The sequence below is a fragment of the Arthrobacter globiformis genome (assembly GCF_003261175.1).
Classification (GTDB): domain Bacteria; phylum Actinomycetota; class Actinomycetes; order Actinomycetales; family Micrococcaceae; genus Arthrobacter; species Arthrobacter globiformis_A.
The window spans coordinates 373,647-393,940 of sequence record NZ_QLNP01000098.1 but is presented as its reverse complement, the minus strand read 5'-3'; the positions used below and the strand labels follow the sequence as shown (position 1 = coordinate 393,940).

Here is a 20,294-nt window from a genome sequence, read left to right as displayed (position 1 = left end):
GTAGTTGGCACGCAGATCGTGTCGTCCCACCAGCCATCTCCATGCCTAGTTCGTGTGCGGCTGGTTAGGTGTCCTCGCGCTTCACACCGCCTGCCAGAACGCCTGGCCTCAGGAAGTGGGCCAGTCCAGTTGCTTAGCTGTCGGTTCGGGCACGCCGCGCTCGTCACGGAGGCGCTTTGCCCTCGCCGCGGTTAAGGCCAGCCGGGCGGCGTACACCACGCCTCCGGCAGATGCGGCCGACAGAACACTGGCCCCCCAGAGCGGGTCCTGGCCCTGACCTGTCGGGGCGAACACCAACAGGATCGAACCCACCGCAACGGCTGCGAAGACGACAGCCATCACAATGAAACCGGCAGCTGAACGCACCTGCGGCTGGGAGCTGGCGGGGACGATACCGATCTCGTCCTTGGCGTAGCTGTGCAGGCTACCGTCCACGGTGCGGCTCAGGACGCGCTTCTCTCCCCGCGCCAGCGCCTGCTCATGCTCGCTGCGGACCTGATCATCAGTACTTGGCATCTGCCCCCCCATGACATCCAGTCGGCGACCATGCCCTTGGCTGCCCAGATCAATTCTAGTGTCAGCGGCATTTAGGGGCCGACCGGTCATTGTCTCACCGGGCCCATCCGTCCTAGGCGTCCCGGCGCTTCACGGTTACGGGTGCGCCGGCCAGGGCGGCCGGGGACCATGCCAGCATCGGGAGGCCGGCTTGGACCTGGTTCGGATGCTCCGGAAGGGTCCTGATGGCAACGAAGTCCATGCCGAGTGAAGATGGCAGGTAGCGGCGGACGTGCATGAAGAGCTCACTGTGCCCGGAAAGGATCGCGAGTACCATCGGCACGACCAGAAGCAGCCCGAGGGTCGCACCGGCTCGCACGGGGCTGTTGCGCAGCATCGTTCCGATGGCCAGGCCGAGGACGGCAATCAGAGCCAGGTAGGCGTCCGCCTGAGGATGCTCGGGATCACACCACCGGCGGTGATCGCATAGGCCAGCCCCTTCGGTTCAAGCATGGGCTGGACCGTACGTCCGAGACGAGCGCCGCGGTGGTACCTACGATGAACGGGACTGCGGCGATGACCAGCGTGTTGGCCAACAGGGCCGTGAGGCGGCGCGGGACGACTGTGAGAGTGGTGCTGATCATCCGGGTGCCGTATTCGGAGCAAATCTGCATGACGGCCAGGGAAGCGATGAGGAACTGTGCGATGGCTCCGAAGATGCAGAACCCCTGCATTACGTGGAGTTAAGGGGATTCGAACCCCTGACCTCTTCGATGCGAACGAAGCGCTCTACCAACTGAGCTATAACCCCATGGCGCCGTTTTCCTGAGGAATTCAACGCCAGCTTCCCTAGGCTACAAATTTTCCTGCCGGTTTGCCAACCAGGACTCAAATGTCGCGTGTCCGTAACGCTGTTCGGGCGCCAGGTTCTTTCCTTCGCGCAGGAATCTGCCAGTCGAGCCGGGCAGCGGCAGTTCGGTCACGAGGCCCCTTGCTCCGGTTACCCGCTTCCAGGCGCCGGCCAGCGACCCCATGCCCAGCACCTCCGGGCCACCGACCGTCTGCACCGTGTGGGAATCACCCGACGGCGGCCCCAGTGCGGCTTCCAGTAGCGCCGACCCCACGTCGGCCGGCGAGATCGTCTGGAACCGGGCACCTTTGATCACCGGCACCAGGCCAAGCCGGGAACCGGCACCGAAAATCCCCGCCAGCAGGCTGTGGAACTGCGTTGCCCGCACGGTGCGGGTATCGAGCGGCGATCTCGCATACACACGCTCCTTGTCCGCCTTGGACCGGTAATACGCGAGGGTGCTCTGATCGCAGTTGACGATGGAAAGCTGCACGGCCCGGGCCACGCCCGCAGCGGCTGCTTCGCCCAGCAGCAGGGCGCCGCCGGCCGCATAGTGCCTGAGTGCCTTGCCGGTCCGGGCTTCGAGGCAATCGACGACGACGTCGGCACCCGCCAGCGCTTCCGGCAACCCTTCTCCGGTGGTGACGTCCGCACGGAAGTAGGAGGCGCCGTCGTAATACTCCCGGGTACCCGCTAGCGGCGGGTTTCGGGTCAGTACGGCAACGGTGTGCCCCAGGCCAAGTGCCTGGCGCACCACTTCACGGCCGGCCTCGCCCGTGCCGCCGGCAACGCAGATGCGGACCACTACTGCGACGCCTGATGCTGCACGGACGCCCGGCTACGCGCGCCGGCGCTGCAGGACGTCGTCAAGGTTGCTGAGCGCGCTCTGGGCCTTCGTCAGCGGCTTGGCGGGTGTCGCATTCGGGGATGCTACAGGAGGAGCGGCGGCCGGACCCTGCTTGAGTGAAGGCTTGCCCACGGACTTTGGAGCCTCGGGCAACGACAGCGGTTCGGGTGCCGGACGCTCGGCTTTGGGCGCCTCGACGTATGTCGGCTTGGGAACTTCCACTGGCTCCCAGCTGGATGCGGGTGGGGCCGCTGGGCCCTGCACCGGGGCGGCGGCGCTTTCATCGCCGGCCGCAAGGGCAACTGCCAGTGCGGCCTCGCGAAGTTCGATCGCGGTGAGGGGCTTGGGCTTCGGAGCTTCCGCCTCGGCATCGAAGAGTGCACTTTCTCGGGGCTTCTCGGGCTCCGAAGCGGGTGCCGCCCCGGGAAGTCGCTCAGCGACTGGCGCCCGGCCGTTGGTCCGGTCGGAGGGCGAGCTCATGGCTGCCCTAAAGGCAGCGCTGACTTTCCTGCGCCGGTCACGGACGGCAAGCCGACGCAAAACCACGACGGCGGCAACACCGGTCAGGAGCGCCACAACAGGAATCCAGGGGTTTCCGATCGCGAAGAGACGCAAGAGACCGGCAATGATCGCCGTCAAAAAGGACAGCAGCCCAACGAACGCGATGGCCGTCCGCCCGTACCGGATCCGGAAGGCACCGGTCCCCTCGGCGGCAGGCCTGCTACCGGCCGGAGCCGGGGTAAGGCCTCTTGCGGGTTCGCTGCTCTTCCTGGTGTCCATGCGTTTCTCCTGCTGGGCGGCCATATACACAACCGTCCCGGCTTGCGGGTTTGCAGTTTCGGCGTCGACGCTCTCCAGCGTCAGGTCACCGGCAGTCTGGAACTGGTGCCGGCCGTTGCGGAGCACGTAAGGGGCGACCCAAACGATCCAGAGCGCAACAGCAGCCACAAGGATGACTGAGCTGCTAAGGGGGAAGTCCACACACAAAACCGTATGAGGAATGTTGGGGCTCTTGTGGCATTCGTCTCGGTGTGTCGCGGCCGAGCTTCAAATCAATGGACTTATGCGCGGAACCCGGCTTTGACCAGCGGCTCTGCCGGCCTGCGGGTCAGGCGGGCCTGACCCGCAGCCAGCGGCTGAGCAGTCCTTCGGGAATTTCCTCCGACGTCAGTGCGAACGAGCGGTGGTCGGCCCATTCCCCGTTGATGTGCAGGTAACGAGGGCGGTAGCCCTCGTCCCTGAAGCCGAGCTTTTCCACGACGCGCAGGCTTGGGCCGTTTTCCGGACGAATGTTGATTTCCATGCGGTGCAGGCCAAGGGTCCGGAAACAATGGTCGGTTGCCATTGCCACGGCTGTCGGAGCGATCCCATGCCCGGCCCGGGCCTGGTCCACCCAGTAGCCGAGGGTCGCCATCAGGGCGGATCCCCACACAATGGAGGAGACAGTCAGCTGCCCCACGATGACCGGGTCACGGAATCCGGGTGTCCACTCAGCGATCACAAACGGCAGTGCCGTGGCCTGGGCCGCTTGCGTGTTCAGGGACCTGACCATCTGCCGGTAATCGGGCAGAGCCCCGCCGGGAATGGGATTGGAGGCCTCCCAGGGTGCCAGCCAGTCGCTGTTGCGCGAGCGGACCTCGGTCCATTCCTTCCGGTCACGGTACCTGATGGGCCGCAGGACAATGTCCCCGCACTCCAGCGTGACCGGCCAGATGTGGCTGACCCTCACGAAAGGTTACTCGGACAAACGGGCGGCAACCTGCGGAAGCCAGGCACGCAGACCAGGTCCGAGGTCGTCGCTGTCGATGGCGAGTTCCACGCAGGCCTTGAGGTAGCTGAGCTTGTCCCCGGTGTCGTAACGGCGGCCACGGAAGACCACGCCGTACACGCCGCCGCCTTCTCCGTCCCTGCTGGCCAGTTCCTGCAGGGCGTCCGTCAGCTGGATTTCGCCGCCGCGGCCGGGTTCGGTCTTTTCCAGCACATCGAAGACATCGGGGTGGAGCACGTAGCGGCCGATGACGGCCAGGTTGGAGGGCGCGTCGTCGACGTCCGGCTTCTCCACCAGCTTGTTGATCCTCACAAAGCCTTCGCCGTCGATCTCGGAGATGTCCGCACACCCGTAGGCACTGATCTGGGACGGTTCCACCTCGATGAGGGCCACGACCGAACCGCCGGTCTTCGCCTGCACGTCGATCATGATGCTGAGGAGATCGTCGCGGGCATCGATGAGGTCGTCGCCGAGCAGAACGGCAAACGGCTCATGGCCCACGTGCTGGCGTGCACGCAGCACAGCGTGGCCAAGGCCCTTGGGGTCACCCTGGCGGACGTAGTGGATGTCGCCCAGGTTGCTCGCGGCCTGGATCGACTCCAGCTTGGCGGTGTCGCCCTTGGCCTCCAGCGTCGCTTCCAGGGTCGGGACGCGGTCAAAGTGATCCTCGAGCGCGCGCTTGTTGCGGCCGGTGATCATCAGGACGTCGCTCAGGCCGACCTTGACGGCCTCCTCGACGACGTACTGGATGGCCGGCTTGTCAACCACCGGCAGCATCTCCTTGGGCATGGCCTTGGTGGCTGGGAGGAACCTGGTGCCGAGCCCAGCAGCGGGGATTACGGCCTTGCGGACTGAACAATTAGTGGAAGTCACTGGTCTAATCTATCCGAGGGAACATTCATACGGTAAATGCTTCCGGCAGCGGCCCGCCCGCCTGCCGCTGCGACAAAGGAAGACACCCATGCCAACAGGGACCATGCCTTCGAAGGACGTTATCCGCTCCCGGCACCGGCAAGTACGGGCGACGATGACGGCGGCGGACCTCGCAAACGCCGGCGACGGCATCGCCTCCCACGGCCTGCCCTGGGCCGAGGCTGTCGCCGCGGGCAACCCGGCCACGTTCACCGCCTACCTCGGCGTCGATTTCGAACCGCCAACCCTTCCGCTGCTGCACGCCCTGCATGAGGCCGGCCACAGCATCCTGCTCCCGGTCTGCGAGCCTGACCGCGAGCTCAGCTGGGTCTTCTGGACGCCGGACAGCGAGTTCGTCCGCAGCCGGTATGCGCCCATCCAGGAACCGGCCGGTGAGCGCCACGGCCTGGACACGGTGCGGACTGCGGCCGGCATGTTCATGCCGGCGACGGCCGTGGACCGCAGCGGCAACAGGATCGGGCAGGGCGGCGGCTACTACGACAAGTTCCTGGCTGCGGCCAACGCCGGCGGCCTGCACCTTCCGAAGGCCGCCATCATCTACGACTCCGAGCTCCTGCCCGCACAGACCATTCCGGCGGAAGACTTCGACCGCCCCGTCGAGGCAGTGCTCACGCCGTCCGGGCTGGTAGCCTTCGCGTGACCTCGCCGGGGCGGGGTGATAGAATTGGCACTCAGGCCCTGCGACTGCTAATGGAGTCATTTTCGCCGCGGTGATCCGTCAAGGAGAATCCGGCTAATGAAGCCAGGCAGCACGGGACCTGTCGTTTGTCCAAGAGGAGGATCTACAGTGCCCACGTATGCCTATGCCTGCAAAGATTGCAGCCATGCCTTCGACATCGTGCAGTCTTTCACCGACAGCACTCTGACGTCCTGCCCCGAATGCCAGGGGACGCTTCGTAAGAAGTTCAACAGCGTCGGCGTGGTCTTCAAGGGCTCCGGCTTCTACCGGACTGATTCGCGCGATTCCAAGGGAAGCACGGTCTCACCCTCCCCCGCTGCGTCAGCACCGGCTGCCCCCGCCGCCACCTCGTCGTCTGCATCATCCGCTGCCCCGGCAGCCGCAGCCGCGAGCTAGACGAGTTCCCGCGGCGCGTACCGCCTTCAAGCCACGAGAGTCCGGCCGGGTTTACCCGGCCGGACTCTTCGATTTGAGCGGGTTCCGGCGCCCCAAATGTCCGTTCGCGCTTGCAAAGAAGTCCTTTGATTGCGTTTAGGGAGCGGCTTATCCACATACGACGGCGGGTGCCTGTCGGCGGCCAGCGGGGTGCCGGTAGCGTGGCGGCATGCCAGCTACCGGAATTTTCCCCGCAAGGGCAGCCCGCCCGGCCACCCGCCCCGGGCGCCGCAACGCACTGCCCGGTTCGGCCGCCCGCCCGCGTCCGCGCAGTCGGCGCTTTGCGGGATGGCTGAACCGTAACCGGCGCCTTGCCGTGGCACTCCTCCTCTGCGCAGCCGCGGGGATCGCAGTTCACCAGCTGACGCCAGCCCCTGCGCGGACCGTGGGCGTGCTGGCCGCCGCCCGTGACCTTCCGGCCGGGGCGAACCTGAACGGCAGCGATGTCAACACCGTCAGCGTTCCGCCGGCGATGATGCCGGACGGGACCTTCGCAGATAGCTCCCGAGTGGACGGCAAGCAGCTGGCAGCCCCGCTCCGCAAGGGCCAGCTCCTCACCGATGCTCAACTGGTGGGTCCCGGCCTGCTGACGGGAGCACCGCCCGGGTCCGCTGCGGTGCCGCTGCGAATGGCAGACCCGTCATCCATCCAGCTGGTGTCTCCCGGACAGCTCGTGAACGTGGTCCTGACAAGCGGCAACGGCTACGAGCAGGCATCAGCGTCTAAGGTACTGGCCAAGTCAGTGCCCGTCCTGTGGACCTCCGGTCAGGAAGGCCGGAGCGGTCAGTGGCTTGCTGCTGGGGATTCGGACGGGCTGCTGGTCGTGGCCGCCACCCCTGCCCAGGCCGGCGCCCTGGCAGGGGCGTCAACCCAGGGAAAGCTGTTTTTCGTTCTGGTGGGATCCGGCGCCGCCCGGTGAACCCGCCCGTGCACATCCTCGGCCCCAGGTACCTTGGCTCCTCGAAAATCCTCCGGTCCATGCAAAACCGCAACTTGTCTGTCCGGTTGCTCAGCCCCAGTGCGGGGGCTTCTGCTCCTTCAGCCAAGCGTCGTGGTCGTTGCCGGATTCCGCGTCGCCCCAGGTGCGCGGATCATCCTCGGCAGCCCTCTTGGGCACGACGCCTGTCCGCGGCTGGGCGCCGGTTTTGGCGCGGCGCGCCTTTGCGGGCTTCTCCCCGGCCGCGGCCTGCTCATCTTTGCGCCCGGTTCGGTCTTTGCGTTCGGCCCCGCCGTCGGATGTCACAGCGGGCCCTCCTTCCGTTCCGTGGCCGGCCCGTCCAGGCTGGCCTCAGAACCGAAGCCTACTCCGGCACGCGCGGCGTCGGAGTCAGAGGAGTCGTGATCCGACTGGTTACCGTTCGCCTGGCCAACGTCCGCCTGATCGATGCCGGTCTGGTCAACGTCGCCTTGAACAGCGCCTGTCAGCTCTGCCTCCGGCTGGTGGGCGTCCGACTGGTCCGCGTCCCGCTCGTAAGCATCGTCACGGCTCAGCTCGTCGCCGAAACGGTCGTCCAGGTTCTCGTACGCCGTCTCCTGTCCCGGCTCAGGCTCGAGGTCGTCCACCGCGAGGGTACTGACGTCGTCATCCAGGAAGAATCCCGGTGCGCCAACCGAGCGCACCGACGGCGACGGCTTCTCAAGCCCGAGGTATCCGCCAATCCTGTCTGCGCACGCCGAGGGATCGGTGAAGACCTCGATGGTCCACAGCGGCATGTACCGCCAGCCGAGCCGCTCCAGCAACTGGGGGCGCAGCCGGCTGCGTTCCCGGACTGTCATCTGCCGGTACTGCTCGGTGCCGTCCGATTCGATGGCTACCGGCCGCGGAATGTCAGCGTCGTCCTGGCCCATGGTGCTGAGCGGATCCGCCGCGGCCACCACATCGATGGCGCCGTCGTACTGGTGCCAGACGCGGGCACCGCGGGCCCGGAGCCGGTCGCCGAGATCAGCAACCAGTGGATCAGCCCCCAGCGCCTGTTCACTTGCCGCTGCCCGGGATGCGGGAGTCCCCAGATCGGTGTTGCCGGAGATCTCACGGTCCAGAAGTTCGAAGAGGTCGACGGCGCCGTGGGCCAGCCGCGTCCGGTCAAGGTCCTCCGGCTTGAAGCACGTCAGGACGTGCAGCGACTGCCGTGCCCGGGTCATGGCCAGGGCGAACTTGGCCCGGCCGCCCTCGGCGGACAGCGGACCGAAGCTGTGCAGGGCCCGGCCGTGCGGCGTCCGCCCGTAGCCCGGCGAGAAGATCACACGGTCCCGGACCAGCCCCTGGGCGCGTTCCAGGTCCACAACCCTGAAGGATTCTTCACCTGCCGTAAAGAATCCGGACAGCGAGGGATGGTTGGGCAGCTGCAGCCGGATGGACTCGCCGATGCGTGCCGCGTGCCGGAGGCTGGCGGTCACCACAGCCAGCGAGGTCCGGGGCCGGAGCCGCGCGTGTTCGAACACGAGTTCAACCACCCGGTTGACCTCGGCCACCACCGATTCGACGCCCTCATGGTCCGCGCTGGGCAGGCCGGTGCCGTCGGGCAGATACTCCACCGTCAGCGCACGGTCCAGCCCGGTTGCCGACTGGCCCTCCGGCAGCCGGCGGAGGCCGCCGTCGTAAAAGTTCTTGCTCAGTTGCAGCACCAGGTCCTCGTCCACCGCACGGTAGACAGAGCGCAGCGGCGCCGTCGGCAGCACCGCCGAAAGCGCGGTGAACGCGCTTTCGACACTCTGGTGCGACTGTTCGCCGGCGGCGAGACGCTCCACCGCGACCGTAAAGGTGCGGGGGCTGGCGATCCTGTCGTCGCCGAAGGCGATCACCTGCCGGGCGCGGGCGACGGCCGGGAGCACTGCCTGCAGCGACGTCGCCTCGGCGTCCAGGATCACCACGGCGTCAAACTTCTGCTCGGCCGGGAGGAGTCCGGTCATGAGGTAAGGGCTGACCGACCAGACGGGCACCAGCATGGGAACCAGCCCGGGCGCCTGCGCCGTCAGCGCGGCCAGCGTGACGCGGCCGTCCTTAAGCAGGCTCCGGAGCAGGTCCGCCTGGCGGGCATGCTCCTCGATGGCCGCGCGCCAGCGCCCGGCCAGCTTCCATCGCAGCCGCCCGGCGCCGCTGGCGATGTGCGCGTTGTCCGCGAGCCGGTACTCCGCCTCAAGCTGCCGCAGCGCGTCGCCGTCGGACATGGCGAGGTAGTCGTCACCGCTGATCATCGCTTCGAGCGCGGACTGCCACCAGGCCAGGTCAAGTTCGGCAGCGACGGACCCGGCCCCGACCTCGCGTTCGGAGAGGTCCGCCAGCAGCTCCCCCAGCCCGTGCTCGCGCATGTTCTCGATGAGCAGCGTGCGCTCGGGCAAAGTCTGCAATGTCTGCGTGTCCGCGACCAGCCGCTCCAGTCGCTCCATGAGCTCCGGGTACGGAATGTTTTCAAGCGAACCGCCGGCGGCCGTATGCCGCAGGGCGTCGCCCAGCATCTTCATCTCGCGGGTCAGGCCGCGGTGCATGATGCTGATCTCCGCCAGGCCGGACGGCACCGCCGGATGCCGCTGGGTGGTGGCGTACCCGGCCCACTGGGCACGCTGTTCCTGGACCAGCACCAGAGAACTGTGCAGATCGGCGATATGCACTCCTGGCCGGACGTACTCCTTGGCCACCCGTCGCAGGCGGGATCTCTGCATCGAGGCCATCTCGATGCCTCGCTCCCTGCGCCAGGACGAGGACGCCGTGGCGGAAATCAGGTCGGTCACGGGCCGGTCAAAGATATCGGGGGTGAACTTGTCCAGGCTTTCACGGACGGCCACGAGGAGCTTGAGCTGGGAGCCCCATTCGGCGAAGGTGGTGCCCAGGCGGATTTCGGCGTGGCTGGCCACGTCCTGCATCCGTTCCTGGAGCAGCGGCAGCTTTTTCGCCACCGCACGTGCCAGCTCCTGCGCTTCCTCGGTTTCCTTGCGCGTTACCAGCCGCGCACCGTGCCAGGGGCTGGTGGTCGACGCCCTGCTGAACGCACCGAGTTCGGCCGCGCGCTTTAGGCGTCCGGCGAGCTCCTCGCGGTCCCGGATGCTGTCCAGGACGCTGCGCTTCAGGCGGACGGTGGTGGCCGGGGCGGGCTGGATGGAGGTGAGTTCCGCGAGCGACTGCATTGCCTGGTAGGGCGAGCAGCCCCACCGCTGCCGGACGTTGTGCAGCGACGCGACGTGGTCCAGAAGCGCATGGCGGTGCTCGGTGAGGGTCTTGTGCAGGCCGCCGAGCTGCGGCTCCTGGGCCTTCTCGTTGCGCACGATGGCGCGCACCAGCTGGCCCTTGAGCTGCTGCGGTGTGGCGTTTCCGGACAACTGGAAAAGGATGGAATCCAGGCCCAGGCCCTCGAGGCGCCCGGCCACCTCATTGAGGCTGGCACGCCGGTCCCCCACGACCAGGACGGTCTTGCCTTCGTCCACGAGCGCACCGATCGTGTTGATGGCCGTCTGGGTCTGGCCGGTGCCGGGCGGGCTGCTCACCACCAGCGAGTCCCCGGCGCGGACGGCGTCGATCACATACTGCTGGTCGGCGTCCGCGTCGAGGAGCAGCAGCTCTTCCGCCGGGTCCCGCTCGTCAACGCTGGGGAAGCGACCGGGCTGGAGCGCGGGCACGTCGACGATCTCACCCGACGCGGTCTTGGCCAGCGAGGCCACCAGTTCGTTCTGGCCGTTGATCCACGGATCGTCGAGGTTCCCGGAAAGGTCCGCGAAGGTCGAGACAAGCAGGTTGTGCTCCACTTCGGCGCCGTGGATCGGCTTGACCAGGGTGCTGATCCGGTCCAGTACCGGCAGGGGGTCGAACCGCGCGGTGCTGTACGCCATCCGTGTCACCGCGTTGACGTCGAACACGATCCCGTGGATGGTTTTCAGGTGACGGATCAGGGCGGGGTTGATGCGCGCCTGTTCCGTGAGCTGCAGTTCGTAGTCGTCTTCCCCGGGGCGGATGGTGAGCGACATGGCGGTCAGCATCACCGGTGCCGAGACACGCTGCGGTTTGCCGCCGACGGCGGAGGTCCACACCACGGTGCCGGCCGAGAAGTACCCGGCCTCGATGCCGCGGTCATTGGCCAGTTCGAAGATCTTGGAGCGCAGGTTCCGGCAGGCCCGCGCAGCCACAACGTACTGCTGCTGGTCACGGATCAGCGTGGAAAGCCTCGTGCGGCGTCCGGCCATGAGCTGCGCCAGGCCCGAAGGATGCGCGTGCGTGAGGTCGATGGAACCCTCGGGCGTCTTGGTAAAGCGCAGCATGGTGTCTGCCCCCGTGACGGGCTTGAGCCCGGACAGCCACTTTCTGAGCTCCTCCGAACCCTCGGAGTCGACCTGACCTACTGACACTGCTGCCTTCTTTTCTGTGCTTGCGCGTGACGCCTTGGACCATACGGGCATAGTTTCGAGCGTAGCCGGAAACCGCCGCGGTTGAGAGACCGCAACACTGGGACGGCCCAAGTTGCGGCGCATTTCGCACCATTGCCGGCATGCCCGACGCGGTACCCGGGTAAGCAAAATGGCCGGCCTCCCTACGGAGGCCGACCATTTTTACAACGCTATTCCCACTCGATGGTTCCCGGCGGCTTGCTGGTGACGTCCAGCACCACCCGGTTGACGCCGTCCACCTCGTTGGTGATCCGGTTGGAGATCCGGGCCAGCAGGTCGTACGGAAGCCGCGACCAGTCCGCCGTCATGGCGTCCTCGGAGGAGACGGGGCGCAGCACGATCGGGTGGCCGTACGTGCGGCCGTCGCCCTGGACGCCGACGCTGCGGACGTCCGCCAGCAGCACCACGGGCATCTGCCAAACGTCGTTGTCGAGTCCGGCAGCGGTCAGTTCGGCCCGGGCGATGGCGTCTGCCTTGCGCAGCAGGTCCAGGCGCTCCTTGGTGACTTCGCCGACGATGCGGATTCCCAGGCCGGGGCCGGGGAAGGGCTGGCGGCCGACGATTTCCTGCGGCAGGCCGAGCTGTGCGCCGACGGCACGCACCTCATCCTTGAACAGGGCACGCAGCGGCTCGACGAGCTCGAACTGCAGGTCCTCCGGCAGGCCGCCCACGTTGTGGTGGCTCTTGATGTTCGCTGCGCCCTCGCCGCCGCCGGATTCGACGACGTCCGGGTACAGGGTGCCCTGCACGAGGAACTTGATCTTTTCGCCGTGCGCTGCGGCGTCGGCGATGATGGCACGTTCGGCCTCTTCGAAGGCCCGGATGAATTCGCGGCCGATGATCTTGCGCTTGGTTTCAGGATCGCTGACGCCTGCCAGCGCCGATTGGAAACGCTCCTGCTCGTTGGCCACGTAGAGGTTCACGCCGGTGGCGGCAACGAAGTCGCGCTCCACCTGCTCGGCCTCGCCTTCGCGCAGCAGCCCGTGGTCAACGAAGACACAGGTCAGCTGGTCGCCGACGGCACGCTGGACGAGGGCTGCGGCAACGGCCGAGTCCACACCACCGGAGAGGCCACAGATGACCCGGGCATCGCCGATCTGCTTGCGGATGCGATCGACCTGCTCCTCAAGGATGTTGCCTGTGGTCCAGTTCGGTTCAAGCTTGGCGCCCTTGAAGAGGAAGTTTTCCAGCACCTGCTGGCCGTAGGCGGAGTGCTTCACCTCGGGGTGCCACTGCACGCCGTACAGGCACTTCTCCTCGTTGGCGAATGCGGCAACTTCAGCGCCCGCCGTGGTGGCCAGCACCTCGAAGCCCTCGGGAGCCTCGTGGACGGAGTCACCGTGGCTCATCCAGGTGTTCTGGTGCTGGGGCATTCCCTCAAGGACGGAACGGCCTTCGCCGAGGATGGTGGTCTGGGTGGAGCCGTACTCCCGCAGGCCGGTCTTGTCCACCTTGCCGCCGAGGGCGTTGGCCATGGCCTGGAAGCCGTAGCAGATGCCGAAGACCGGAACGCCTGCCTCAAAAAGGTCGGCACCGACGTTCGGGGCGCCGTCCGCATACACGCTGGCGGGGCCGCCGGAGAGGATGATGGCGGCAGGGTTCTTGGCCAGGAGCTGCTCAGTGCTGTGGGTATGCGGAACCACTTCCGAATACACATTCGCTTCCCGGACGCGGCGGGCAATCAGCTGCGCGTACTGGGCACCGTAGTCAACAACCAGCACCGGCTTCTGGGAAGTCTGGGATGCAGTGGGAGTAGTCACCGTACTAGCCTACTTTGCGCGCTTGCCCTGACGCATCTTGAGCGGGCCCGCTGTGACGCACGGAACGCGGATCAGTAGCGGCTGGCGGCCTGCGGGTTGGCGGCCAGTTCAGCCTCAACCTCCGCGTGGAACTTCTTCTCCACGATGAAGGACAGCAGCGGGACCACGCCGCCGAGTGCCAGCAGGATCATCTTGCCGAACGGCCACCGCATGAGTGTCCACAGGCGGAAGTTGGACATCAGGTACACGACGTACATCCAGCCGTGGACGATCAGCACGGTCACGGACACGTTGAATCCCCCGAGGACGCCCTTCGGTTCCGCCTGGGCGAAGCCGAAGCCGAACGGCTGGCCGGTCAGGGCGTCCGTTCCGCCGGCGAAGAGGTACTGGCCGAAGCCGTAGCGGGCCACCAGCTCCGCGCACAGCAACAGCAGCATGGCACCCGTAAGGTAGGCCATGACCTTGTAGAACTTCAGGGCGGAGCGGATCTGTGCCTCCGTGCCGCCAAAGCGTCGCTTCTTCGCCGCCCCGGCAGGGTTCGAGGGCTGGATGGCCGGCTTGGGTTCGATCATGGCTGTACCTTTTGTTGGATCTCATTGGGTTGGGTAGGTTCTGGTCCGCCGCTGCCACCGGCGTCGCTGTCCCCGCCGGCGTAGTCCTCGGCGTCCTCGAGGCTTCTGCGGTAGTCGTCCTTGACCAGCCGCCACCAGATGAACAGGGCGAAGCCGGCGAAAACGATCCACTCCACGGAGTAGAACAGGTTCAGCCAGTTGACCTTCGCGGCCGGGGGCTGGGCTGCAATGCTGAGCGGCTCCAGGCCGCTGCCGGCGGCAGCACCGACGTCGGCCGTTCCTGACTTTTCCGCAGTGGCGGAAACGAAGGCCGGGTAGCTGCTGACGTTCCAGGCGTTGATGAGCTCGGCCACGGAAACGGCCGTCGCCCGGCCGGGCTCAGGGGCAGTGTTGGGCACCGGGGCCTCGGACGGCAGCAGCCGCCCGGTCAGCCGGATAACGCCCGACGGCGGGGCGCTGGCGTCGGCGGGATCGGCGATCCAGCCGCGGGCCACCGGTATGTAGGTTTTCGGCGAGGCAGCCGCGCCCTTGAGTACCGGGGCGTCTGCCACCGCGAAGGCCGTGACCACCCAGTACCCGGTCTTGCCGTCCTTGAGGCGGCCCGGAACCAGGACCTGCTTGGCCGGATCGTAGGCGCCGGATGCCGTGACCATCTGGTCCGCCACCGAGCCGCGGAAGAAGTCACCGGGCTGCAGGGTTTTCGTCAGGGCCTGGACCTGCTCCGTGGTGGGGCTGACGGGCACTTCTGGCTGCGTGGAACGGCCGAACTGCCATTGGCTCAGGAGCACAAAGACACCCGAAACGGCGATCGCAAAGACCAGGCCTGCGATCCACCGGGGCTGGAGGGCTGTTTTCCACACCCCTTAACGTTACTTCGTCCGTGTGTAGAACAACGAACCGCAGGGAGCGGCCGCCACTGTACGTTCGCGCCTAGTGGTCGAAGAAGACCAGGCTTGAGTTGATGAGCTCTGCGATGATGTCGGCGTCGTAGGCCCGGCGCAGCGACTCGCGGAAGGATTCTTTGGACAGGGACCGCGCCAGGGTGGCGAGGACCTCGAGGTGATCGGAGAACGAGCTGGCCGGCGTGGCAATGAGCAGGACCACAGTGGCGGGGCCGTCCGCGGCCCCGAAGTCGAGGGCCTTGCCGTACTTGGTGATTCCGACGGCGATCGAGGTCTCGGAGACAAACTCGCTGCGGGCGTGCGGCAGGCCCACGCCCCCGGGCAGGCCCGTGGCCAGCTGGTGCTCGCGGGCGTTGACGTGCGCCAGGAAACCCTCGAGGTCTGAGACGCGGCCGGCGTCGAACAGCTTCCGGGCCAGCTGGCCGGCTGCGTCCACCTTGTCCTCGGCGTCCATTTCGAGGATCACCATGTCCGGTGTGGTGAGCTCGGCATCGTAACGGTCCAGTGGTTCCGCCAAGTGGTGTCCCTTCAGTGAGGCCGGGGCCCGTCCGGCGGCGGTTTGCGATCTCAGCGCAGCGGGACGATGTCCTCCGCGCCCAGCCGGGCAGCATCGGCCGATTCATCATCGGGCTGCTGCTGACTGAGCCGTTCGGCTTCCACCCGCGCCAGGTAGTGCTTGATTTCGCTTTCCCGCTGCGCATCGCTCCAGCCAAGAATTTCTCCCATAAGCTTAGCGACTACCGGGACGGCAGACACACCGCGGTCCCACGCCTCGATGGAAATGCGCGTGCGGCGGGTCAGGACGTCATGCACATGCCGGGCGCCCTCATGGGTTGCCGCGTAGACCGCCTCGGCCTGCAGGTAGTCGTCGGCGCCGGGCAGCGGTTCGGCCAGTTCGGGCCGGTCCTGGATGATGGCCAGCACCTCAGGCGTCATGGATCCGTAGCGGTTCAGCAGGTGCTCCACGCGTGCCACATGAACCCCTGATTCCTCGGCGGTCCGGTTGCGGCGGTTCCAGGCGGCCCTGAACCCGCCGGCTCCGAGCAGCGGGATCGTCTCCGTGCAGCTCGGGGGCACGCGCTCGTCCATGCTGCGGACGGCTTCGTCCACGGCGTCCTTGGCCATGACGCGGTAGGTGGTCCATTTGCCGCCGGCCACCACCACCAGGCCGGGCACGGGGTGGGCAACGATGTGCTCGCGGGAGAGCTTGGCCGTGGAGTCGTTTTCCCCGGCCAGCAGCGGCCGCAGCCCGGCGTAGACACCTTCCACATCCTCCCGGGTGAGGGGCCGTTTGAGGACCTTGTTGACGTGCTCCAGGATGTAGTCGATGTCCTTGCTGGACGCCGCGGGGTGGGCCTTGTCCAGGTGCCAGTCGGTGTCCGTGGTGCCGATGATCCAGTGCCGCCCCCACGGGATGACGAACAGCACGGACTTCTCGGTCCGCAGTATCAGTCCCACTGTTGACTGGAAGCGGTCCCGCGGAACCACCAGGTGGATGCCCTTGGACGCGCGCACCTTCAGCTGGCCGCGGTCGGTGACCATGGCCTGGGTTTCGTCGGTCCAGACCCCGGTGGCGTTGATGACCTGCTTGGCGCGGATGTTGAAGGTGGAGCCGTCCTCGCGGTTCACCACCTTGGCGCCCACCACACGTTCGCCTTCGCGCAGGAAATCGACGACGGCGGTCTGGTTGACCGCGTGAGCTCCGTAGTAGGCGGCGGTCCGCACCAGGTTGGCCACGTACTTGGCGTCGTCCACCTGGCCGTCGTAGTAGCGGATGGAACCGACGAAGGCGTCGTCCTTCAGGCTCGGGGCAGCACGCAGGGTGCCCCGGCGCGACAGGTGCTTGTGGAACGGGACGCCCCGCTTGTGCCCGCCGGAAATGGACATGGCGTCGTACAGCGCGATGCCTGCGCCGATGTACGGCCGCTCGACGAAGTGTTTGGTCAGCGGGTACAGGAACGGCACCGGCCGGGCAAGGTGCGGAGCCAGCTCGGAAAGCAGCAGCCCCCGCTCCTGCAGCGCCTCCTTTACCAGGGCGAAGTCGAGCATTTCCAGGTAACGGAGGCCGCCGTGGATGAGCTTGGAGGACCGTGACGAGGTCCCGGCAGCCCAGTCGCTGGCTTCCACGATGCCGACGCTGAGGCCGCGGGTGACGGCGTCGAGGGCCACCCCGGTGCCGACGATGCCGCCGCCGACGATGAGGATGTCCAGTTCCTTGCCCGGCTCCGTTGAAGCCTTGAGCGCCGCCAGCGCGGCCTCCCGCGCCTCGGGGCCCAGGGCTCCCCTGGTTCCCGCCGGACGTTCACCGAAACCGGTCATGACAGGCCTCCATCCTCATCGAACGTTGTAGTTCACCAGAGTACTTCGTACGCCTGCCGATGGGCAGGGCGCAGACTGTGTTGCCGGCAGCCGCAGGTCAGTTTCCGGCGTAGGGCGAAACCACGACGTCGACCCGCTGGAACTCCTTGAGGTCCGAATAGCCGGTGGTGGCCATGGAGCGGCGGAGCGCGCCGATCAGGTTGGAGGTTCCATTGGTGTGGTGGCCCGGCCCGAAGAGCACCTCTTCCAGCGGACCGACAGTCCCGATGTTGACCCTGTCGCCGCGGGGCAGTTCCAGGTGGTGCGCTTCCTGGCCCCAGTGCCAGCCCTTTCCGGGGGCCTCTTCCGCCCGGGCGAGGGCGGTGCCGAGCATGACGGCGTCGGCGCCCATGGCGATGGCCTTGACGATGTCGCCCGAGGTGCCCATGCCGCCGTCGGCAATCACGTGGACGTAGCGTCCGCCGGACTCATCCATGTAGTCGCGGCGGGCGGCGGTCACGTCGGAGATGGCGGAGGCCATGGGCGAGTGGATGCCCAGGGCACGGCGCGTGGTGGTCGTGGCACCGCCGCCGAACCCGACCAGGACGCCGGCCGCGCCGGTGCGCATGAGGTGCAGCGCGGGCGTGTAGCCCGCGGCGCCGCCCACGATGACGGGGACGTCGAGTTCGTAGATGAACTGCTTCAGGTTCAGCGGTTCGTGGTCCTTCGAGACGTGCTCGGCGGACACCGTGGTTCCGCGGATCACGAAGATGTCGACGCCGGCGGCCACCACGGTCTTGTAGTGTTCCTGCGTGCGCTGCGGCGTCAGGGACCCGGCCACGGTGATGCCTGCGGCGCGGATTTCGGCCAGGCGCGAGGTGATCAGCTCAGGCTGAATGGGTGCTTTGTAGAGCTCCTGCATCCTGCGCGTTACGGCCGGGCTGTTGGTCTCGTCAGCAAGTGCGCCGATCTCGTCGAGCACGGATTGCGGGTCCTCGTACCGGGTCCAGAGGCCCTCGAGGTCCAGGACGCCCAGGCCGCCGAGCTTGCCGAGCGCAATGGCCGTTGCCGGGGACATCGCGGAATCCATCGGAGCCGCGATAACCGGCATATCGAACTTGTAGGCGTCGATCTGCCACGAGACGGAGACGTCCTTGGGGTCACGGGTGCGACGGTTGGGGACGATCGCAATGTCATCCAGGGAGTAGGCACGACGCCCACGCTTGCCACGGCCAATCTCAATCTCGTAAGTCACTGCTCTAGGTTATCCCAGCTACGGTGGCCAAATGGGCGGACGCTGGGTCTTCGACGGCCACACTCCTTGGCTCGCTGCTGCGTACGGTGCCCCGCCCGCTTGCCGTCCGCACCCTCGCCCGGGTCAGGACCACCGTGCGGAAGCTAGAGCCCCCCGGCCTCTGGGCCCACGCCAGCAGGGTTCCCTGGCCGAGCGTGCGAGGTTAGGGGGCTGGTGGGGACACTGAGCTGGGACTCGAACATCCGGAAGTAGCGGCCGCGTAGAGCCACCAGTTCGCGGTGCGTGCCCTGCTCCACGATCCGGCCGTCCTCCAGCATGTACACGATGTCCGCCTTCTCGATCGTGGCGAGCCGGTGGCTGATGGCGATGATGGTGCTGCTGCGCTCGGCGAACAGCCGGGTGAAGATGCGGTGCTCCGCCAGCGCGTCGATGGCTGACGTCGGCTCGTCCATGACCATGAAGGATGCATTCCGGTAGAAGTTCCGGGCCATGGCCAGCCGCTGCCACTGCCCGCCACTGAGTCCGCTCCCCTTCCGGCCCCGCGGATCCTCCATCCAGTTGCTGACGTGGTTGTCCAGGCCGTTGGGCAGTTTGTTGATGAAGTCCAGCGCCTCTGCGTCGGCGGCCGCACGGCTGATCCGTTCGTCATCCCGGGGCGAGTCGACGTCGCCGAAGAGGATGTTTTCGGCTGCGGTGGCGAACTCGTACTTGAGGAATTCCTGGCTCAGCACCGCCAGGTGGCGGTGCCAGGAGGTGACGTCGACGGCGGCGAGGTCCACGCCGTCGAGCATCACCTGGCCGGAATCCGGACGGTAAAGCCCGGCCAGGATGCGGATCAGCGTGGACTTTCCGGCGCCGTTCTCCCCCACGATGGCGATGTGCTGGCCCTCGCGGATGGTCATGCTGATCCCACGGATCACTTCGATGTCGCTGCCGGTGTACGTGAAGCGGATGTCCCGCAACTCGACCGTCTTTGGCGGCCCCAGCAGCGGCGGTGCGTGGCTGGAGTGCACCGGCAGTGCCATGAACAGCTCGTAGTCCTTGAGGTTGGCCAGGTCCTCATCGATTGAGCTGAGAGAGGACACCAGGCTGTTCGCCGTGGACAGCGCCCGGCTGACGATCTGCTGGACGTACAGGAACTGCCCCACGGGCTGGGCACGGGCGATGATCTGGCCGACCACCCAGATGAGAGAGACAACCTCCGCGGCGTACTGCAGGGCATCGGCCGCCAGCTGCTTGGGGATGTACCGCTTCTGGAAGTCCAGCCGGCGCTTCTCGTCCGCGTCACGGAGCCGGGAGCGCAGCCCCATGAGGTACCCGACGATCCCGTACAGACGCATCTCGGCAATGTGCTGCGGCCGGAGCAGGTTGGTCTCGATCATCCGCCGCTGACGGCGCGAATCCACCTGGGTGTTCCAGTGGGCGATCTGCTCGCGGGACAGCTTGAACTGCAGGTAGACGCTGGGGACGATCGCGACGAGCACGATCACGGCGATCCACCAGCTCACCAGCAGGAGCGCGCCGATGGCCAGGACCACCGACACCAGCTGCGTGAAAATGGCCGCGATCCTGTCCAGGACCCTGGCATAGGAATCGGAAAACCGCTTGGCGCGGTCGTAGAGGTCCACCGTTTCCTTGTCGTCGTACCGCCAGAAGTCCAGCGCGAGGAACCTCTCGTACATCAGGTCCCCCACGATGGCACCCACCCGGAAGCTCATGAGCTGCTGGATGTAGCGGTCCACGCTGCCGAAGGCGCCCCAGAATAGGCCGAGCGCGGCAGTGATGATGACGTACACGATGGCCTGCTGCCCGGCGGCGGCATCCCCGCTGTAGGCTGCGGCCAGCGCGGTGGTGGTCAGGCCGGCGAAGTACGTGGTGACCAGCGGCAGCACCGCCGAGATCAGCGATCCGGCCACCTTCATGAGCACGGCACCGGGCGACGCGCGGAAACTGACGCGGAGCACCTGGGCCACGGCACGGGCGTAGGGCTTCAGTGCCAGCCGCCGCTGGGGTTCCCTTTTCGGGTTCAGTTCGGCGGGATGGCTCGGTTGGGACATGGCTCCAGCCTAGTCCCGGGGGAACCGCTGGTTGGGCCTGTCGAAGCCTGGGTTTCGACAGGCCCAACCA

Annotated in this window: 19 protein-coding genes and 1 tRNA gene; 3 read left to right on the top strand and 17 right to left on the bottom strand. The window is 66.9% G+C overall.

The window, feature by feature from the left end; translation table 11 throughout:
• Positions 1–108: 108 nt before the first annotated feature.
• The 8 genes from DBZ45_RS18435 to galU all read right to left on the bottom strand — a co-directional run bounded on the left by DBZ45_RS18435 (position 109) and on the right by galU (position 4,833).
• Positions 109–516: a hypothetical protein gene (locus DBZ45_RS18435; protein ID WP_223257149.1), complete on the bottom strand. Its 408-nt coding sequence runs from the start codon at positions 514–516 to the stop codon at positions 109–111.
• A gap of 112 nt (positions 517–628) precedes the next feature.
• Positions 629–892, bottom strand: coding sequence for a hypothetical protein (locus tag DBZ45_RS18430; protein ID WP_111905266.1), 264 nt, complete (start codon positions 890–892; stop codon positions 629–631).
• Positions 893–959: 67 nt separating this feature from the next.
• On the bottom strand, positions 960–1,229 hold the full coding sequence (locus tag DBZ45_RS18425) for a hypothetical protein (protein WP_111905265.1): 270 nt from the start codon (positions 1,227–1,229) through the stop codon (positions 960–962).
• A 4-nt stretch (positions 1,230–1,233) separates the two neighbouring features.
• A tRNA-Ala gene (locus DBZ45_RS18420) sits at positions 1,234–1,306 on the bottom strand.
• 43 nt (positions 1,307–1,349) lie between these two features.
• Entirely contained in the window at positions 1,350–2,150 is an 801-nt protein-coding gene (locus DBZ45_RS18415; RefSeq protein WP_111905264.1) for an SDR family oxidoreductase, read from the bottom strand.
• Between the two features lie 33 nt (positions 2,151–2,183).
• Complete coding sequence (locus DBZ45_RS18410; RefSeq protein ID WP_111905263.1) at positions 2,184–3,173, bottom strand: hypothetical protein; 990 nt, start codon at positions 3,171–3,173, stop codon at positions 2,184–2,186.
• A 127-nt stretch (positions 3,174–3,300) separates the two neighbouring features.
• On the bottom strand, positions 3,301–3,921 hold the full coding sequence (locus DBZ45_RS18405; protein ID WP_111905262.1) for a GNAT family N-acetyltransferase: 621 nt from the start codon (positions 3,919–3,921) through the stop codon (positions 3,301–3,303).
• A gap of 6 nt (positions 3,922–3,927) precedes the next feature.
• The gene (gene galU / locus DBZ45_RS18400) at positions 3,928–4,833 is read right to left on the bottom strand and encodes a UTP--glucose-1-phosphate uridylyltransferase GalU (protein WP_111905261.1); all 906 of its coding nucleotides are present in this window, start codon (positions 4,831–4,833) and stop codon (positions 3,928–3,930) included.
• An 88-nt stretch (positions 4,834–4,921) separates the two neighbouring features.
• Here galU and DBZ45_RS18395 point away from each other — a divergent pair, with 88 nt between their 5' ends.
• The 3 genes from DBZ45_RS18395 (at position 4,922) to cpaB (ending at position 6,926) form a co-directional block, all read left to right on the top strand.
• Entirely contained in the window at positions 4,922–5,533 is a 612-nt protein-coding gene (locus DBZ45_RS18395; protein WP_111905260.1) for a 5-formyltetrahydrofolate cyclo-ligase, read from the top strand.
• A gap of 147 nt (positions 5,534–5,680) precedes the next feature.
• The gene (locus DBZ45_RS18390) at positions 5,681–5,968 is read left to right on the top strand and encodes an FmdB family zinc ribbon protein (protein ID WP_102973764.1); all 288 of its coding nucleotides are present in this window, start codon (positions 5,681–5,683) and stop codon (positions 5,966–5,968) included.
• A 208-nt stretch (positions 5,969–6,176) separates the two neighbouring features.
• Entirely contained in the window at positions 6,177–6,926 is a 750-nt protein-coding gene (gene cpaB, locus DBZ45_RS18385) for a Flp pilus assembly protein CpaB (RefSeq protein ID WP_190243179.1), read from the top strand.
• Between the two features lie 90 nt (positions 6,927–7,016).
• Here the strand turns inward: cpaB and DBZ45_RS18380 are convergent, their stop codons facing one another.
• The 9 genes from DBZ45_RS18380 to DBZ45_RS18340 form a co-directional block, all read right to left on the bottom strand.
• A complete protein-coding gene (locus tag DBZ45_RS18380) occupies positions 7,017–7,250 on the bottom strand; it encodes a hypothetical protein (RefSeq protein WP_111905258.1) in 234 nt (77 codons plus the stop codon).
• The gene (locus tag DBZ45_RS18375) at positions 7,247–11,392 is read right to left on the bottom strand and encodes an AAA family ATPase (protein ID WP_223257148.1); all 4,146 of its coding nucleotides are present in this window, start codon (positions 11,390–11,392) and stop codon (positions 7,247–7,249) included. The genes DBZ45_RS18380 and DBZ45_RS18375 overlap by 4 nt, the downstream gene beginning before the upstream one ends.
• A gap of 158 nt (positions 11,393–11,550) precedes the next feature.
• Positions 11,551–13,140, bottom strand: a complete 1,590-nt coding sequence (guaA, locus tag DBZ45_RS18370; protein ID WP_111905256.1) for a glutamine-hydrolyzing GMP synthase — start codon at positions 13,138–13,140, stop codon at positions 11,551–11,553.
• A 71-nt stretch (positions 13,141–13,211) separates the two neighbouring features.
• Positions 13,212–13,712: a DUF3817 domain-containing protein gene (locus DBZ45_RS18365; RefSeq protein WP_111905255.1), complete on the bottom strand. Its 501-nt coding sequence runs from the start codon at positions 13,710–13,712 to the stop codon at positions 13,212–13,214.
• On the bottom strand, positions 13,709–14,572 hold the full coding sequence (locus DBZ45_RS18360) for an SURF1 family protein (RefSeq protein WP_111905254.1): 864 nt from the start codon (positions 14,570–14,572) through the stop codon (positions 13,709–13,711). The genes DBZ45_RS18365 and DBZ45_RS18360 overlap by 4 nt, the downstream gene beginning before the upstream one ends.
• 70 nt (positions 14,573–14,642) lie before the next feature.
• The gene (locus tag DBZ45_RS18355) at positions 14,643–15,131 is read right to left on the bottom strand and encodes a PTS sugar transporter subunit IIA (protein WP_111905253.1); all 489 of its coding nucleotides are present in this window, start codon (positions 15,129–15,131) and stop codon (positions 14,643–14,645) included.
• A 50-nt stretch (positions 15,132–15,181) separates the two neighbouring features.
• The gene (locus tag DBZ45_RS18350) at positions 15,182–16,933 is read right to left on the bottom strand and encodes a glycerol-3-phosphate dehydrogenase/oxidase (protein ID WP_111905252.1); all 1,752 of its coding nucleotides are present in this window, start codon (positions 16,931–16,933) and stop codon (positions 15,182–15,184) included.
• A 97-nt stretch (positions 16,934–17,030) separates the two neighbouring features.
• Complete coding sequence (locus tag DBZ45_RS18345; RefSeq protein WP_111905251.1) at positions 17,031–18,167, bottom strand: GuaB3 family IMP dehydrogenase-related protein; 1,137 nt, start codon at positions 18,165–18,167, stop codon at positions 17,031–17,033.
• Positions 18,168–18,310: 143 nt separating this feature from the next.
• Complete coding sequence (locus DBZ45_RS18340; protein ID WP_111905250.1) at positions 18,311–20,224, bottom strand: ABC transporter ATP-binding protein; 1,914 nt, start codon at positions 20,222–20,224, stop codon at positions 18,311–18,313.
• Positions 20,225–20,294: the final 70 nt, after the last annotated feature.

Coding starts and splice junctions, on each gene's coding strand:
- cpaB (WP_190243179.1), top strand. CDS start 6,177: ATGCCAGCTACCGGAATTTTCCCCGCAAGGGCAGCCCGCCCGGCCACC.
- DBZ45_RS18395 (WP_111905260.1), top strand. CDS start 4,922: ATGCCAACAGGGACCATGCCTTCGAAGGACGTTATCCGCTCCCGGCAC.
- DBZ45_RS18430 (WP_111905266.1), bottom strand. CDS start 892: ATGCTGCGCAACAGCCCCGTGCGAGCCGGTGCGACCCTCGGGCTGCTT.
- DBZ45_RS18425 (WP_111905265.1), bottom strand. CDS start 1,229: ATGCAGGGGTTCTGCATCTTCGGAGCCATCGCACAGTTCCTCATCGCT.
- DBZ45_RS18350 (WP_111905252.1), bottom strand. CDS start 16,933: ATGACCGGTTTCGGTGAACGTCCGGCGGGAACCAGGGGAGCCCTGGGC.
- DBZ45_RS18340 (WP_111905250.1), bottom strand. CDS start 20,224: ATGTCCCAACCGAGCCATCCCGCCGAACTGAACCCGAAAAGGGAACCC.
- DBZ45_RS18375 (WP_223257148.1), bottom strand. CDS start 11,392: ATGCCCGTATGGTCCAAGGCGTCACGCGCAAGCACAGAAAAGAAGGCA.
- DBZ45_RS18435 (WP_223257149.1), bottom strand. CDS start 516: ATGCCAAGTACTGATGATCAGGTCCGCAGCGAGCATGAGCAGGCGCTG.
- DBZ45_RS18365 (WP_111905255.1), bottom strand. CDS start 13,712: ATGATCGAACCCAAGCCGGCCATCCAGCCCTCGAACCCTGCCGGGGCG.